Source organism: Amycolatopsis sp. lyj-109 (assembly GCF_046548995.1).
GTDB lineage: Bacteria > Actinomycetota > Actinomycetes > Mycobacteriales > Pseudonocardiaceae > Amycolatopsis.
The window spans coordinates 480,843-495,255 of the sequence record NZ_JAJPWR010000003.1 but is presented as its reverse complement, the minus strand read 5'-3'; the positions used below and the strand labels follow the sequence as shown (position 1 = coordinate 495,255).

Genomic DNA, 14,413 nt, shown 5'->3' with positions numbered 1-14,413 from the left:
TCATGCGTGATTGGAGGGGCATCACGAGCTCGGCGAAGCCGGGCCGGGCTGGTCAGCCGGGCATCGTGATCGTCTGGCCCGGCTTCATCGTTGCGCCGCAGTCGTCCAGCGGGCCGCCGAAACGGTCCGCGGCCACGGCCGGGATCGTCTTGGCCGCGTAGTCCTGGGCCGCCTTGAGTTTCGCCGGGTCCGTCACCGCGTCGCGGCGGACCCAGTCGCCGTTGCGGAGGCCCTCGATCGGGGAGCTGTAGATCAGCAGGTAGTCGCGGTCGAGGCGCGGGTCCAGCGCGATGCCGTTGCCCGCCGCCCAGGGGCCCCACGAGTGGATGAACGTCGGCTTGACCGTGTCGAACACGTAGTCGCGCAGGCCGGCCAGGTCGTTGTCGTGCACCAGGTCGGCGATCGGCTTGTTGACCAGGCCGGCCATGTCGACCAACTCGAGCCGGCTGGTCATCGACGAGCCGCCGAGGTCCGGCAGCAGCAGCGACGCCTTCTGCAGGCCGAGGATGTCGGCGTAGGTGTTGAAGCCGCGGCCGAAGCGGTCGGCCACCAGGCACGCCGTGATGTTCGGGTTCTTCGCGAACTTGTCCGCCGCGGCCGCGAACCCGATGGCCGACGGGACGAACGCGCCCACCAGCACCACGACGATCCCGACGCGCAGCAGCGCCTGCCGGTGCCGCAGCAGCTCACCCGCCGACAGCGTGCCCGCGATGACCGCCAGCGCCCAGATCGGGCTGGCGAACCGGTGCTGGTACATCCAGTCGGCGACCATCACGCCGTACGCGACGATCCCGAGCCCCAGCGGCACCAGCAGCGCGCTCAGCGAACGCCGCCACGGCGCCTTGACCAGCGCGAACACGATCACCAACACCAGCGCGACCACGCCGGCCCAGCCCGCGTAACCGACCAGCTCGAACGGCCGTTTCACGGCGTCGAACCCGGGCAGGCCCTGCTGCTTGGCCACCGACGGGTTGGCCAGCAGCCGCCCGAACTCCGCGTGCCGCCAGACGACGTACGCGCCGAACGGCACGGCGAACGCCGCCACCGACAGCAGCGCGAGCCGGAAGCTCTTCCAGAACAGCCCGGACCGGAGCAGGAGCAGCGCCGCGAGCGGGTACGCGCCCGCGTAGATCAGGCCTTCCGGGCGGGTCAGTGCGGCGAACGCCACCATGACCCCGGACCACAGCGCGACCTTCGGCGTCAGCAGCACGTCCCGCTTCACCGAGACGAACAGCGTCACGCCCAGCGTGACGACCGCGAACGCGAACAGCGAGTTCTCCAGGCCGGAGACGACCCAGATGACGTACGACGGGATCGTCGCCAGCGTCAGGCCGGCGACCAGCGTCGCCAGCCACGCGAACCGGGTGAAGATCTCCTTCGCGGCGAAGTGGCAGGCCGTCAGGACGCCGCCGGTGAACAGCAGGCCCAGCGCCTTCGGGAACAGCACGTAGTCCGGGATGCCGAAGATCGCGCCGTGGTCGAAGAGGCCGACGAGCTTGCCGAGGCCGAGCAGCACCATCCACGTCGGGTCGGAGAAGCCCTCGACCGGCGGCGCGCCCGGCTGCAGCACCGGGCCGAAGCCGTCGGCGAAACTGCGGGCGTAGGAGAAAGTGATGGCGGCGTCGTCGACGATCCAGTGGCCGTAGCGGAGGGCGTGCACGGCGACGGCCGCCACACCGGCGAGCACAGCCAGCACCGGCGCCAGGCGCACGCCCCAGCCGCGGGTGGCCGTGGTGGTGGCCGGGTCCTCGGGGACGTCGCTCGGGGATGTCTCGGTGAGTGCGCTAGCCGTCATGTCCTCGTCACTGTTCCGCCCGCAGGCCTCTGCCGGTGGGATACGCGCGAGGGCGCCCCCTGACTGGGTCCGCACGTCGGACCCGCCACCGCGGCGACGCGGTCGAGACACTGTAGCCAATACCCCATCGGGGGTCGGCCACGCGTCGGGGTTGAGCGTGATCCACCCCACATTTCGCCCACCAGCTCAGTGCCCTCATCAGCGCAGTGCCCTCATCAGCGCAGTGCCGGTCAGGCCAGGTGCGAGGTGTCGTTCACGAGCCGGACCGACGCGTTCCCGTCCGGGTAGAACTCGACGATCGACAGCGCCGCCAGGTCCAGGTGCAGCCGGAACAGCAGCTGAGGCCCGGCGTCGAGGCCCATCCGGAGCAGCGTCTTGATCGGCGTCACGTGGCTGACCAGCACCAACGTCCGGCCGCCGTGCTCGGCGATGAGCTCGTCACGGGCCTTGCGGACCCGCCGGTGGACGACGTCGAAGCTTTCCCCGCCGGGCGGCGGCACCGAGCTGTCGCCCAGCCAGGACCGGTGCAGGTCGGGGTCGCGATCGGCCGCTTCGGCGAACGTCAGGCCCTCCCACTCGCCGAAGTCGGTCTCGATCAGTCCGGGGTGGGTCTCGACCCGGCCGCCCAGCGCGTCGGCGACGGCCTGCGCGGTCTGCTTCGTGCGGGTGAGCGGCGAGGCGATGATCGGGACGACTCCGCCGTCGACGCCGTCGACCAGCCCGTCCATCGCGGCCAGCCGCTTCGCCGCCGCCGCGGCCTGCGTCCGGCCCAGCTCGGTCAGCGGGACGTCGCCGCGGCCGGAGTAGCGGCGCAGCGCCGACATCTCCGTCTGGCCGTGGCGGAGCAGGAGCAGCCGGGTCGGGGTGCCCTTCGCACCGGTCCAGGCCACCGTCGAGCGGTCCGGCTTGCGGGTCGGCAGCTTCGGCAGCGCGGCGGTCCCCTCCGCGGCGGTGCCGGTCTTCGCGGCCTTGCCGGGCCGGCCGGCGGCGGGCTTGCCGGTCGCCGCGTCCATGGCCTCGTTGGCCAAGCGGTCGGCGTGGGAGTTCTGCGCGCGCGGGATCCACTCGTAGCGGACGCGGCCGAAGCCGGCGGCCAGCTCCTTGGCCCGCTCGGCCAGCGGCTGCATGTCCGGGTGCTTGATCTTCCAGCGCCCGGACATCTGCTCCACCACGAGCTTGGAGTCCATCCGGACGTCCACAGTGGACGCACCGAGCTCGGCCGCGGCGGCGAGGCCGGCGATCAGGCCGTTGTACTCCGCGACGTTGTTGGTGACGATGCCGAGGCTTTCCTTGCGCTCGGCGAGGACCTGGCCGTCGCGGTCCTTCACCACCGCGCCGTACCCGGCAGGCCCCGGGTTGCCCCGGGAGCCGCCGTCGGCCTCGATCACGACATGCGACGTCACAGACCCGACTCCAAGGTCCGGACCAGGATCGCGCCGCAGTTCTCGCACTGGATGACGTCGTCCTCCGGCGCGGCCTTGATCTCGTTGACGGTGTTGCGGTCCAGCTCCAGCTGGCAGGCGCCGCAGCGGCGGGCCCGCAGCAGCGCGGCGCCGATGCCCTTGTGCTCGCGGACGCGCTCGTACAGCTTCAGCAGCGGCTCCGGGAAGCGCGGCAGCAGCTTCACGCGGTCTTCGTCGCGGCGGGCGCGGGTGGTGTCGAGGTCCTTGAACGCCTCGTCGCGGCGGGCGATCGCGGCGGCGACCTCGGCCTCGGCCTTGTCGACCTCGGCGCCGGTGCGCTGCGCGTCCAGGCCGAGGGCCTCGCGCTGTTCCATCAGCTCCAGCAGGTCGTCCTCCAGCGCGCTCTGCCGGCGTTCCAGCGACTGCAGCTCGTGCTCGATGTCGGTCATCTGCTTGGAGTTCACCGAGCCGGAGGCCAGGAGCTTGCGGTCGCGGTCCTCGCGGGCGCGCACCGACTCGATCTCCTTCTCCTGCCGGGCGATCTCGCGGTCGAGGTCGGAGGCGGCGGTCTCCACCGACACGCGCGCGTCGCGGCGCTCGCGGGCGGTCTTCTCCCCGGCGTCGATCTCGGCCAGTTCGGGCAGGGTGCGGCGGCGGTGCGCGGTGCGCGAAAGCTCGGCGTCCACCTTGGCGAGCTCGAGCAACTGGCGCTGCACGGCGGGTTCGGCCTTCACGGTGCTCCTCTAAATCGATGTGCGCTCGGCGCGGACGTTCCACGGGTCGGTACACCTCGTGGAGACGTGAACGTCGACGTTACCCGCAAAGGCCCGCGCCACGAGCGCCGAGGCTTGCCCGCACCAGGGCCACTCGCTGGCCCAGTGGGTCAGCCCGACCAGCGCCGGCACCGGGCCCCGGGCCGCGAGGTGCTCACCGGCGGGGTGATGGCGCAGGTCGGCGGTGACGAAGGCGTCGACGCCGGCCTCGGTGGCCTGCTTCAGGTAGGAGTCCCCGGCGCCGCCGGACACCGCGACGGTGCGGATCGGGCGGTCGGCGTCGCCCGCGCCGAGCACGCCGGGCACGGTCGCGGGGAGGGCGTCGGCGACGCGCTGGACGAACGCCGCGAACGGCTCCGCCTCGGGCAGTTCGCCGAGGCGGCCGATGCCGGTGACGCCGTCGGCCTTCGGCTCCAGCGGACCGGTGACGCGCAGCCCGATCGCCTGCGCGAGCGCGTCGGAGACACCGGGGTCGGCGGAGTCGGCGTTGGTGTGCGCGCAGTAGAGGGCGATGCCTTCGCGGATCATCCGGTGCACGAGCGCGCCTTTGGCGGTGTCGGCGGGCACGCCGTGCACGCCGCGGAGCAGCAGCGGGTGGTGGGCGACGATCAGCTGCGCGCCGAGCTCGACGGCTTCGTCGACGGTCTCGGCGACGGGGTCGACGCAGAACAGCACGCGGCCGACGGGCTCGGAGGGGTCGCCGCAGACGAGGCCGACGGCGTCCCACGACTCGGCGAGCTCGGGCGGATAGGCCCGTTCCAGGACGGAGATGACTTCGGAAATGGCGGAAGGCGCGGACACGCGGGGATTTTCGCATGTACCGTCCCGGGCCATGCGCCTTCGGTCCCTGCTCGTCACGGTGACGGCGGTCCTCGCCGCGTCCCTCCTCTGCACGGCCCCCGCTTCGGCTTCGAATCCCTCGCTGCTCCGGCTCACGGACTTGGCGGCCCAGCGCGTCGCGATCGCCGACCAGGTGGCCGCGGCCAAGTACGGCACGCCGTCGCCGATCGACGACCCGGCGCGCGAGCAGCAGATCTACGACTCGGTCGCGGCGCGGGCCCCGGGCCTGGGCCTCGACCCGGCGGCCGCGGTGCGGTTCTTCCGCGCCCAGATCGAGGCGAACAAGCTGGTGCAGCGCGGCCTCTACGCACGCTGGGACGCCCACCCCGCGGAGGCGCCGACGAGCCGCCCGGACCTCGGGCGGATCCGCCCGGTGATCGACGGGCTCAACACGGGCCTGCTGACGGAACTCGCGGCGACGACGCCGGCGCGGGAAGCGCGGTCGTGCCCGGTCGCGCAGCTGGTGACCGCGGAGGTCGTGGACGTCTTCCACCGCTTCGACGCACTGCACGCACGCGCCCTCGGCGAAGCGACGTCGGCGACCTGTCTCTCGCAAGGCGGCTAGATCGCGCGTCGCAGATTCGTCGACGCTCACCAACCCGAGCGCCCCAAGGCGGCCTTCGGTGCGTCTGACGCACCGAAGGCCGCCTTGGGTGCGTCAGACGCAACCAAGGCCACATTGGGGCGCTTGAGCCGAGCTGCTGTCAACGAACCAGACGCGCGCCAGCGCCTGCGCAACCCGCGGTCCCCGCGCGCGTCCGTACCGGCGTGACGAGGACGAAGTGGATGATCGCCGCGGCCGTTTCGGCCGTGGCACTGGCCGCGGCCGGAGTGCTCGTGCTGGGCACCGACGGTGCGACGGCGGACGGGATCGTGACGGCGATCCACCCGGACGGCCTGGTGGAGTGGTCGGACGCCCGGTTCGTCAAGGCCGAAGAGAACGGCAACTACGCCGAACCGGTCCCGGGCACCGCGCACCAGGCGGTCCTGGCCGGCGACGTGAAGATCTTCACGGGAGTCGGCAGCTGGTGCGCGTCGGCGGCCGCGGGCCTCGCGACGAGCCTCGACGGCACGGGTGCCAACCCGTGCACCCGCGCCGAGTTCCTGGCGACCACCCCGCAGAGCCTGTACGCGGTCAAGATCGCGGTGAAGGGCGACGTGGTCACCAGGATCGCGGAGTACTACCACCCCTGACCCTGGACCGGGGGCGCGGTTGGGGGCGCCCCGGCGGCACCGGGCCGCCGCGGGCGCCGGTGGGATCAGTTGCAGTTGCCGCAGCAGCCGCAGCCCTGACCAGTGCACTTCGAGCAGCACCCGTGCATGATCGCTCTCCTTCCGGTTCGCGTCCTCGCCCGATCGACGCTAAGTGCGCGCCGCGGGCCGCGGATACCGCCGAGCGGGCGGGTGACGGGGTGAACCCGGTGGTTACGCTCGGGGCGTGACGCACATCGTCTTCGTCTGCTCCGGCAACATCTGCCGTTCCCCGATGGCCGAGCTGGTGTTCCGGGCCGAGCTCGACGACGCCGGTCTCGGTGACGCCGTCCGCGTCACCAGCGCGGGGACCGGTCCGTGGCACGCCGGGGAGCCCGCCGACAAGCGCGCCCGTGCGACGCTGAAGGCGCACGGCTACCCGACCGCCCACGTCGCGTCCGAAGTGTCGGACGAGGACCTCGCCGCCGATCTGCTGCTGGCCGCCGACGAGGGGCACCTCGAATTCCTGCGCGCCCGGGCCGGCGATCCGGCGAAGGTGCGGCTGCTGCGGTCGTTCGACCCGTCGGCGCCCGAAGGCGCCGAGGTTCCGGACCCGTACTACGGCGGCGACGACGGCTTCGAAGAGGTCCTCGGCATGATCCGGCGCGCGGTGCCCGGCCTGCTCGACTGGGTCCGCACTCAGGCATGATCGGCATCACAACCGGGCTCCGTACTGTCTCCCCGTCCCCGGCGATATCCCCTCCGGCATCGTCATCGATGAGGGGATTCACGTGCTCAAAAGGATTTCGGGCGTTCTCACGCTCGTGACGGCGGCGGGGGTACTGGCCGCCGCGCCTGCCCACGCGGTCACCGGGGGAAGCCAAGCCGCCGACGGAACGTATTCGTTCGTCGCCAAGGTGAACACCGCCGGCCGGGCCTGTACCGGGTCGCTGGTCGCGCCGCAGTGGGTGCTGACCGCGTCGACCTGCTTCGGGGGCTCGGTGCCAGCTGGTCCGCCGCCGGCGGCGGCCACCGTGACCGTCGGCGGGCGGACCGCCCCGGTCACCGCCCTCGTGCCGCGGACCGACCGGAACCTCATCCTGGCCCGGCTGGACGCGCCGGTCTTCACCGTCGCGCCGGTCGCCCTGGCCAAGACCCCGGTGCAGACCGGTGAGGTGCTGCGGATCGCCGGCTGGGGCCGGACCGCGACCGACTGGGTGCCGGACAAGCTGTCCACCGCGAACTTCACGGTGCAGTCGAGCACCGCGACGACGCTGGCCGTCACGGCCGGCGCGACCACCTGCAAGGGCGACGCGGGCGGCCCGGCGCTGCGCGAGACCGGCGGCGCGGCCGAGCTGGTCGCGATCAACGCCGCGTCGTGGCAGCACGGCTGCATCGGGGAGACCGAGACCCGCCAAGGCACCACCGAAACCCGGCTCGACGAGATCGCCGACTGGGTCCGGGCGCAGATCCCGCCGTACGCCATCCGCAACTTCAACGGCCTGTGCACCGGCGCCGGCGCCCCGGCGACCACCGCGGTCTGCGCTCCGGGCGCGGCCGGGCAGCAGTGGGCCCTCTCCGGTGACGGCACCGTGCGCACCCCGGACGGGCGCTGCCTCGGCGTGACCGGGACGGCGGTCGGGACCAGCGCGTGCACGGCCGGCCCGGAGCAGCAGTGGCGGTTCCCCGGCGACGGCACCCTGCGGACGGCGGCCGGCGCCTGCGCCGACCTCGGCAGCAACGCGGCGGGCACGCCGCTGCTCGTCACCGAGTGCGTAGCCGGCAACCTGAGCCAGCAGTGGTTCCTCAAGGGCGACGGCACCCTGCGCAACAACAACGGCCTCTGCGCCGACCTCGGCTCCAACGCCCAGAAGGCGCCGATCATGATGGTGACCTGTGAGGAGAGCCTCATCAGCCAGCGGTGGGGGCTTTCCGGCGGGGCGCTGATCAACACCAACCGCCTCTGCGCCGACCTGGGCTCCGACGACCCCGGGACGCGGCTGATCATGGTCGCCTGCGAGGCCGGCCACCCCAGCCAGCAGTGGACCACGCCGGGTGACGGCACCCTGCGCAACCACAACGGCCTGTGCGCCGACCTGGGGTCCAACGCGCCGGGCAGCCGGGTGATCACGGCCGTCTGCGTCGCCGGGAACCCGAGCCAGCAGTGGCGGCTGGATCGCTGAGACCGCGGTTCGCCCCGCCGGGCGGTTCGTCCGATCTCCGTCACCGGTGGCGGAGGTCGGCGGGCGGCCCCGGCGGGGCACGGCCTACCGTGGAGGGGTGCGGTTGCGGTTCCTGCTCCGGCCCGGGTGGCTGGCACTGACGGCGGTGGTGTTCACCTTCGCCATCTGCTGCTTCACGCTGCTCTCGCCGTGGCAGTTCGGCCGCAACACCGAGCGCGAGCAGCAGAACGCCGCCCTGGAGACGTCGTTCACCGCGGCGCCGGTGCCGCTCACGCAGCTGCTGCCACCGGGCAGCGTGCCCGGCCCGCACACCGAATGGCACCTCGTCTCGATCACCGGCCAGTACCTCCCGGACAAGGAGGTCATCGCGCGGCTGCGGACGGTCCAGGGCGAAGGCGCCTTCGAGGTGCTGACGCCGATGCGGACCACCGACGGCACGATCGTGCTGGTCGACCGCGGCTACGTCCGGCTGGACAGCAAGTCGGCCGCGCTGCCGTTCGCGCCGCCACCGGCCGGGACCGTTTCCGTGACGGCCCGGGTGCGCGCGGACGAGACCGACCCGAAGAATCGCGACGCGTTCGCCGACGCCTCGACCGGCGGGCGGCTGCAGAGCTACGTCGTCGACTCCCGGGTGGTGGCGCGGGCGGGCGACCTCGACATCCGGCCGGGCTACTTCCAGCTCGACCTCGGCCAGCCCGGCGTGCTCGGCGCGCTGCCGCTGCCGCAGACGGACTCGGGACCGTTCCTGTCGTACGCGCTGCAGTGGATCGCGTTCGGCGCGATGGCGCTGCTCGGCTGGCTGTACTTCACGGTCCGTGAGCTGAAGCCGGGCGGAGCGCTCGACGCGTCCGCCTCTCCGTCGCGCCGCAAGTCCGTCGCGGAGATCCTCGCGGAAGACGAACTCGCCGAAAGTGGCCATCAGAAGTAGGCCGGAAATGGCCCTCTGACGAGGCCACTTGCCTCGGGGATACTCGGGCCATGTTGATCCACCCGTGGGACGCCGCCGCTTCGGACGCCGAGTGGCAGGAGTGGCTGTCCGGGCACGACTTCGGCCAGCTGATCGCCGGCGGCAAAGCCCGCGACCTGCCGGTGGTGACGCCGGCGCACTTCGCGTTCGACGGCGATCGCACGATCGTCACGCACCTGGCCCGGCCGAACCCGATCTGGCCGCTGCTGGAGGAGCACCCGCGGGCGCTGCTGACGGTGATCGGCGACTACACCTACATCCGCGCGGACTGGAACGCGACCGCGGACCCGGCGTATGGGGTCCCGACGTCGTACTACGCGACGGTGCAGCTCGAAGGGGACGTGCGGCTGGTCGACGACCCGGCGGCGAAGGCGGCGCTGCTCGACAAGCAGCTGCGGCACTTCGAGCCGGACGGCGCCCGGGCCCCGGTGAGCGCGGCCCAGGACGCCCCGGATCGGCGGTTGCTGCCGGGGATCCGCGGGATCGAGTTCACGATCACGGGTGTCCGGGCGAAGTTCAAGTTCGGCGGGAACCGGACGGCGGCGGACCGGGAGCGGATCGAGGCGCGGCTGGTGGAGCGGAGTGGACCGTTGGACGAGGAGGCTTCGGCCCAGTTGCGGCGGCGGGGCTGAGCGGGCGAACTCCCCCGCCCTTCCCTGGGGGGCGTCCCAGGTCCAGTCTACCGGCCCCATTCGGCAAAACCGCCGAAAGCGAGCCGAGCGGCGCAACAGTCCACAGCCGACCGCCCTTGTGGACAACGAGCGTCAGCGGCGCCCGAACCCCGCCACCACGGCGACCACCACCGAGGTCGCCCCCGCGAGCCAGCCCACCACGCGCGACAACTCCACCGCGCGCGTCACGTGCCCCGCGTCCGGATTGCGCCCGACTCCCAGCACCGGCAGCTCCAGCACGCCGTGCGGGTACACCGTCCGCCCGCCGACCCGGATCTCGAGCGCACCGGCGAACGCCGCCTCGACGCGGCCCGCGTTCGGGCTCGGGTGGGCGATCGTGTCCCGGCGCCAGGCTCGCCAGGCCCCGCCCGCCGATCCGCCGACCACCGGGGCGGCCAGCACCGTCAACGCCGCCGCGACGCGCGTCGGGACCAGGTGGACCAGCTCGTCGACGCGGTCCACCGCCCAGTGGCCGCGGCGCCCGGCTCGCGACCGGCGCAGCAAGCTCACCGCCCGCGCTCCGAGCAAGCCCGGCACGCCCGCCAGCGCGCCCCAGACCAGCGGGGTCACCACCGCGTCGGACGTGTTCTCCGCCAGCGTCTCCACCGATGCCCGGGACAGCGCGATCGCGCCCAGGCCGTCGGCTACCCGGGGGTCCAGTTCGGACAACGTGGTCCGCGCCGGTTCGAAGCGGCATTCCTCCAGGTTGCGGGCCAGTTCCGTGCCCTGCTGGGCCAGGCCCGCCGCGCCGAGGACGGCCCAGGTCGTCACCGCTGTCGCCGAGGCCTGCACCAGGGGGCGGCCCCGGCTCGCTCGCTCCAGCAGTGCGCCGCCGGCCACCGCCGCGGCCGCGACCAAGACGGCCGATCGGTGTGGGAGGCGGCGGAACGCCGTCACCGGGAGACGCCGGCGGGGGTCGCCGAGGGCGCCGTCGGCCGCCACGCCCAACACCAGTCCGATCGCGCGCGCCGCGCTCACCCAAGCCCCCTGGCGGAAAGAAAGTCCAGTTCCGCCAGGAGGCTACTCGCCCTCGGGGCCACCCTCCGCCACCAGGGCGGCGATCTCGTCGCGGGCCTGGACGACGATGTCGCGCATCGCCCGCTCCGCCCGGTCCGGGTCTCCGGCGGCCACCGCCGCGGCCACCGCCAGGTGCAGTGCCACGGCCTCGGGCTGCGGCTCCGGCGGCATCAGGCCGTGCCCGGTCCGCCCGGTGAGCACCTCCGCGACGACCTCCGACAGCTGCCCGAACATCGGGTTCCGGGACGCGGTGAGCAGCAGGTCGTGGAAGGCGATGTCGAACCCGAGGAACGCCGGGAGGTCACGCGCGCGGGCCGTCCGGGCCAGCCGCTCCCCCAGGGCACTCAGGCGGCCGCGCTCCTCCGGCGTCGCGCGCAGGGCCGCGTACCGCGCCGCGCACGGCTCGATCGCCGATCGGAGCTCGTTCAGGGTGGCGAGCGCCGCCGGGCGGGCCGGGCCGTCGAGCTGCCAGCGGATCAGCCGCGGGTCGTAGTGGTTCCACTCCGCCGGCTCCCGGACGGTCACCCCGACCCGGCGTTTGCTGCTGGTCAGCTGCATCGTCTCGAGCACGCGGACGACTTCGCGGGCCACGGTCCGCGAAGCGCCGAAGCGTTCTTGAAGGTCTTCCGAGCGCAGCACGGTGCCCGGTTCCAGGGAACCGTTCGCGATCGCCGCGCCGAGGGCGTCCAGGACCTGCTCGTGCCTCACCTGATCAATCTAACGGCTGATTCGATTAAGTAGTACTTCATCTTGAATAAGTAGTACTTTTGAGTTTCACTCACCTGGGCACAACGAAGTGGGAGGTGCGGATGACCGTCATCGTGGTGATGGGGGTGTCAGGCTCCGGCAAGACGACGATCGGCACGGCGCTCGCCGAGGCCCTCGGCGTCGAGTACGCGGAAGCGGACACGTTCCATCCGAAAGCCAACATCGACAAGATGACCGCCGGCACGCCGCTGACGGACGAGGACCGCGCGCCCTGGCTCGAGGCCATCGCCGGCTGGATCCGCGAGCACCAGGCCACCGGCGGCGTCGTGACGTCGTCCGCGCTCAAGCGCCGGTACCGCGACGTCCTGCGCAGCGGCGGCGACGTCTGGTTCGCCCACCTGCAGGGCGACCGGGCGCAGCTGGCCGAGCGGATGAAGACCCGCACCGGCCACTTCATGCCCGTGTCCCTGCTGGACTCGCAGCTCGCCGACCTCGAACCCCTCGAGCCGGGCGAGGCCGGCGCCGTCTTCGACAACACCGGTGGCACGCCGGAGGAGATCACCGAAGCCGCGCTGACCGCCTTCCGGGAGCACGCGTGAACGCCGTCCTCGCCGCCGGCTGGACCGGTCACTCCACCCGCCTGATCGTCGCGACCGTCGTCGCGATCGCCGTCATCGTCGTGTTGATCACGAAGGTGAAGCTGCACCCGTTCCTGTCGCTGGTCCTCGGCTCGCTCGCGCTCGGGCTGACCGCCGGGATGCCGGTCGACAAGCTGCTCAAGAGCTTCACGACCGGCGTCGGCAGTACGGTCGCCTCCGTCGGCATCCTGATCGCCCTCGGCGCGATGCTCGGCAAGCTGCTGGCCGACTCGGGCGGCGCCGACCAGATCGTCGACACCGTGCTCGGCAAGGCCCGCGGTGCCGCACTGCCCTGGGCGATGGCCCTCGTCGCGGCCCTGATCGGGCTGCCGATGTTCTTCGAGATCGGCCTCGTGATGCTGATCCCGGTGGTGCTGCTCGCGGTCAAGCGCACCGGGAAACCGCTGATGCTGCTGGGCATTCCCGCCGTCGCCGGGCTTTCCGTGCTGCACGGGCTCGTCCCGCCGCACCCCGGCCCGCTCGCCGCGGCCGGCGCGCTGAACGCGAACGTCGGCGTCACGCTGGCGTTCGGTCTGCTGGTCGGCATCCCGACGCTGGTCGTGGCGGGCCCGCTGTTCGGCAAGGTCGCGGCCCGGCTGGTGCCGGACGCCGTGGCTCCCGAGCGGCTGATCCCGGAACGCGCCGACCCGGACAAGCCGCGTCCGAGCTTCGCCGCGACGCTCACGACGGTGCTGCTGCCGGTCGTGCTCATGCTGGCGAAAGCGCTGTCGGACATCCTGCTGGCCAAGGACAACCAGGCCCGCAAGATCCTGGACTTCGTCGGCGACCCGCTGATCGCGCTGCTGGCGGCCGTGCTGGTGGGCATGGTGCTGCTCGGCCGCCCGGCCGGGCTCGGCCGGGCGAAACTGTCCACTGTGGTCGGTGACTCGCTCGGGCCGATCGCCGGGATCATCCTGATCGTCGGCGCGGGCGGCGGGTTCAAGCAGACCCTGGTCGACGCCGGCGTCGGCGACGTCATCACCGGCCTGGCGAAGGACGCGCACCTCTCGCCGCTGCTGCTCGGCTGGCTGGTCGCGGTGGCGATCCGGCTGGCGACGGGCTCGGCCACGGTCGCGACCGTCTCCGCCGCGGGCATCGTGGCGCCGCTCGCCGCGGGCATGGACCCGTCGCAGAGTGCGCTGCTGGTGCTGGCGATTGGCGCCGGGTCGCTGTTCTTCTCGCACGTCAACGACGCCGGGTTCTGGCTGGTCAAGGAGTACTTCGGGCTCTCGGTCGGCCAGACGCTGAAGAGCTGGTCGGTGATGGAGACGCTGATCTCGGTGGTCGCCATCGCCCTCATCCTCCCCCTCTCCCTAGTGGTCTAAACAACGGCACTTTCACGTGAAAGTGGCGGCCGTTGACATGTGACCTTTTGGTCACCTATGGTCGGGGGGTGCCCGACGACGACCTGGTGTTCAAGGCGCTGGCGGATCCGACCCGCCGGTTCCTGCTCGACCTGCTCTTCGAGCGTGACGGCCGCACGCTCACCGAGTTGGAGACCCAGGTTGAGATGACCCGCTTCGGCGTCATGAAGCACCTGAAGCTCCTCGAGGAGGCCGGGCTCGTCGTCGCCCGGAAGGAAGGCCGCGAGAAGCGGCACTTCCTCAACCCCGTCCCGATCCGCCAGATCCACGACCGGTGGATCGACAAGTACACCGAGCGCCAGGTCACCGCGCTCCTCGACCTCAAGAACGAGCTGGAAGGCGAAGACCCATGACGAACACCGTGCAGGTCCACCGCGTCTACATCAAGGCCACCCCGGAACGCATCTGGGAGGCCATCACCAAGCCCGAGTGGACCGAAAAGTACGGCTACACCGGCCTCGTCGACTACGACCTCAAGGTCGGCGGCAAGCACCGCACCCGGCCGACGCAGGGCTTCATCGACGCCGGGTTCACCGGCGACCTCGTCGACGGCGAGGTCCTGGAGGTCGATCCGCCGCGCAAGCTCGTCATCACCTGGAAGCTGCTGATGAGCCCCGAGGTCGCCGACGAGCCCTACACGACCCTCACCTACGACATCGAGGCAACGAAGACCGCGGGCACCAGACTCACCATCACCCACGACGTCACCGGCGCGCCGAACACGGCCGCGCTGGTCAGCGGGCAGATGGAGGACGTCGACGCCGGGCCGGGCGAGAACGCCGGCGGCGGCTGGAGCTGGATCCTCTCGGACCTCAAGTCGCTGCTGGAGACCGGCGAGATCCTCGTCCCGTAAGGGGTCTGCC

At 72.2% G+C, this 14,413-nt stretch carries 16 protein-coding genes; 10 read left to right on the top strand and 6 right to left on the bottom strand.

Annotated elements, in window-relative coordinates:
- Positions 1-52: 52 nt before the first annotated feature.
- The 4 genes from ACLJQF_RS09760 to ACLJQF_RS09745 all read right to left on the bottom strand — a co-directional run bounded on the left by ACLJQF_RS09760 (position 53) and on the right by ACLJQF_RS09745 (position 4,772).
- The gene (locus tag ACLJQF_RS09760; RefSeq protein WP_410607893.1) at positions 53-1,795 is read right to left on the bottom strand and encodes a hypothetical protein; all 1,743 of its coding nucleotides are present in this window, start codon (positions 1,793-1,795) and stop codon (positions 53-55) included.
- Between the two features lie 230 nt (positions 1,796-2,025).
- Entirely contained in the window at positions 2,026-3,198 is a 1,173-nt protein-coding gene (locus tag ACLJQF_RS09755) for a bifunctional RNase H/acid phosphatase (RefSeq protein WP_410607892.1), read from the bottom strand.
- Positions 3,195-3,932: a zinc ribbon domain-containing protein gene (locus ACLJQF_RS09750; protein WP_410607891.1), complete on the bottom strand. Its 738-nt coding sequence runs from the start codon at positions 3,930-3,932 to the stop codon at positions 3,195-3,197. Before ACLJQF_RS09750 ends, ACLJQF_RS09755 begins: the two co-directional genes overlap by 4 nt.
- A 9-nt stretch (positions 3,933-3,941) precedes the next feature.
- Positions 3,942-4,772: a Nif3-like dinuclear metal center hexameric protein gene (locus tag ACLJQF_RS09745; protein WP_410607890.1), complete on the bottom strand. Its 831-nt coding sequence runs from the start codon at positions 4,770-4,772 to the stop codon at positions 3,942-3,944.
- A gap of 31 nt (positions 4,773-4,803) precedes the next feature.
- On the opposite strand from ACLJQF_RS09745, the gene ACLJQF_RS09740 reads away from it, so the two are divergent.
- The 6 genes from ACLJQF_RS09740 to ACLJQF_RS09715 all read left to right on the top strand — a co-directional run bounded on the left by ACLJQF_RS09740 (position 4,804) and on the right by ACLJQF_RS09715 (position 9,784).
- Positions 4,804-5,376, top strand: a complete 573-nt coding sequence (locus ACLJQF_RS09740; protein WP_410607889.1) for a chorismate mutase — start codon at positions 4,804-4,806, stop codon at positions 5,374-5,376.
- Between the two features lie 203 nt (positions 5,377-5,579).
- Positions 5,580-6,005, top strand: coding sequence for a hypothetical protein (locus ACLJQF_RS09735; RefSeq protein WP_410607888.1), 426 nt, complete (start codon positions 5,580-5,582; stop codon positions 6,003-6,005).
- A 244-nt stretch (positions 6,006-6,249) separates the two neighbouring features.
- Positions 6,250-6,711, top strand: coding sequence for a low molecular weight protein-tyrosine-phosphatase (locus tag ACLJQF_RS09730; protein WP_410607887.1), 462 nt, complete (start codon positions 6,250-6,252; stop codon positions 6,709-6,711).
- An 82-nt stretch (positions 6,712-6,793) separates the two neighbouring features.
- On the top strand, positions 6,794-8,185 hold the full coding sequence (locus tag ACLJQF_RS09725; RefSeq protein WP_410607886.1) for a ricin-type beta-trefoil lectin domain protein: 1,392 nt from the start codon (positions 6,794-6,796) through the stop codon (positions 8,183-8,185).
- A 97-nt stretch (positions 8,186-8,282) separates the two neighbouring features.
- A complete protein-coding gene (locus ACLJQF_RS09720) occupies positions 8,283-9,113 on the top strand; it encodes an SURF1 family protein (RefSeq protein WP_410607885.1) in 831 nt (276 codons plus the stop codon).
- 50 nt (positions 9,114-9,163) lie between these two features.
- Entirely contained in the window at positions 9,164-9,784 is a 621-nt protein-coding gene (locus ACLJQF_RS09715) for an FMN-binding negative transcriptional regulator (protein WP_410607884.1), read from the top strand.
- Between the two features lie 132 nt (positions 9,785-9,916).
- Here the strand turns inward: ACLJQF_RS09715 and ACLJQF_RS09710 are convergent, their stop codons facing one another.
- Both ACLJQF_RS09710 and ACLJQF_RS09705 read right to left on the bottom strand, forming a co-directional pair.
- The gene (locus ACLJQF_RS09710; protein ID WP_410607883.1) at positions 9,917-10,801 is read right to left on the bottom strand and encodes a cobalamin biosynthesis protein; all 885 of its coding nucleotides are present in this window, start codon (positions 10,799-10,801) and stop codon (positions 9,917-9,919) included.
- Between the two features lie 42 nt (positions 10,802-10,843).
- The gene (locus ACLJQF_RS09705; RefSeq protein WP_410607882.1) at positions 10,844-11,548 is read right to left on the bottom strand and encodes a FadR/GntR family transcriptional regulator; all 705 of its coding nucleotides are present in this window, start codon (positions 11,546-11,548) and stop codon (positions 10,844-10,846) included.
- Between the two features lie 101 nt (positions 11,549-11,649).
- Here ACLJQF_RS09705 and ACLJQF_RS09700 point away from each other — a divergent pair, with 101 nt between their 5' ends.
- The 4 genes from ACLJQF_RS09700 to ACLJQF_RS09685 all read left to right on the top strand — a co-directional run bounded on the left by ACLJQF_RS09700 (position 11,650) and on the right by ACLJQF_RS09685 (position 14,403).
- On the top strand, positions 11,650-12,147 hold the full coding sequence (locus tag ACLJQF_RS09700; RefSeq protein WP_410607881.1) for a gluconokinase: 498 nt from the start codon (positions 11,650-11,652) through the stop codon (positions 12,145-12,147).
- Entirely contained in the window at positions 12,144-13,511 is a 1,368-nt protein-coding gene (locus ACLJQF_RS09695) for a gluconate:H+ symporter (RefSeq protein ID WP_410607880.1), read from the top strand. The genes ACLJQF_RS09700 and ACLJQF_RS09695 overlap by 4 nt, the downstream gene beginning before the upstream one ends.
- A 68-nt stretch (positions 13,512-13,579) precedes the next feature.
- Positions 13,580-13,903, top strand: a complete 324-nt coding sequence (locus tag ACLJQF_RS09690; RefSeq protein ID WP_410607879.1) for an ArsR/SmtB family transcription factor — start codon at positions 13,580-13,582, stop codon at positions 13,901-13,903.
- On the top strand, positions 13,900-14,403 hold the full coding sequence (locus tag ACLJQF_RS09685) for an SRPBCC domain-containing protein (RefSeq protein ID WP_410607878.1): 504 nt from the start codon (positions 13,900-13,902) through the stop codon (positions 14,401-14,403). Before ACLJQF_RS09690 ends, ACLJQF_RS09685 begins: the two co-directional genes overlap by 4 nt.
- Positions 14,404-14,413: the final 10 nt, after the last annotated feature.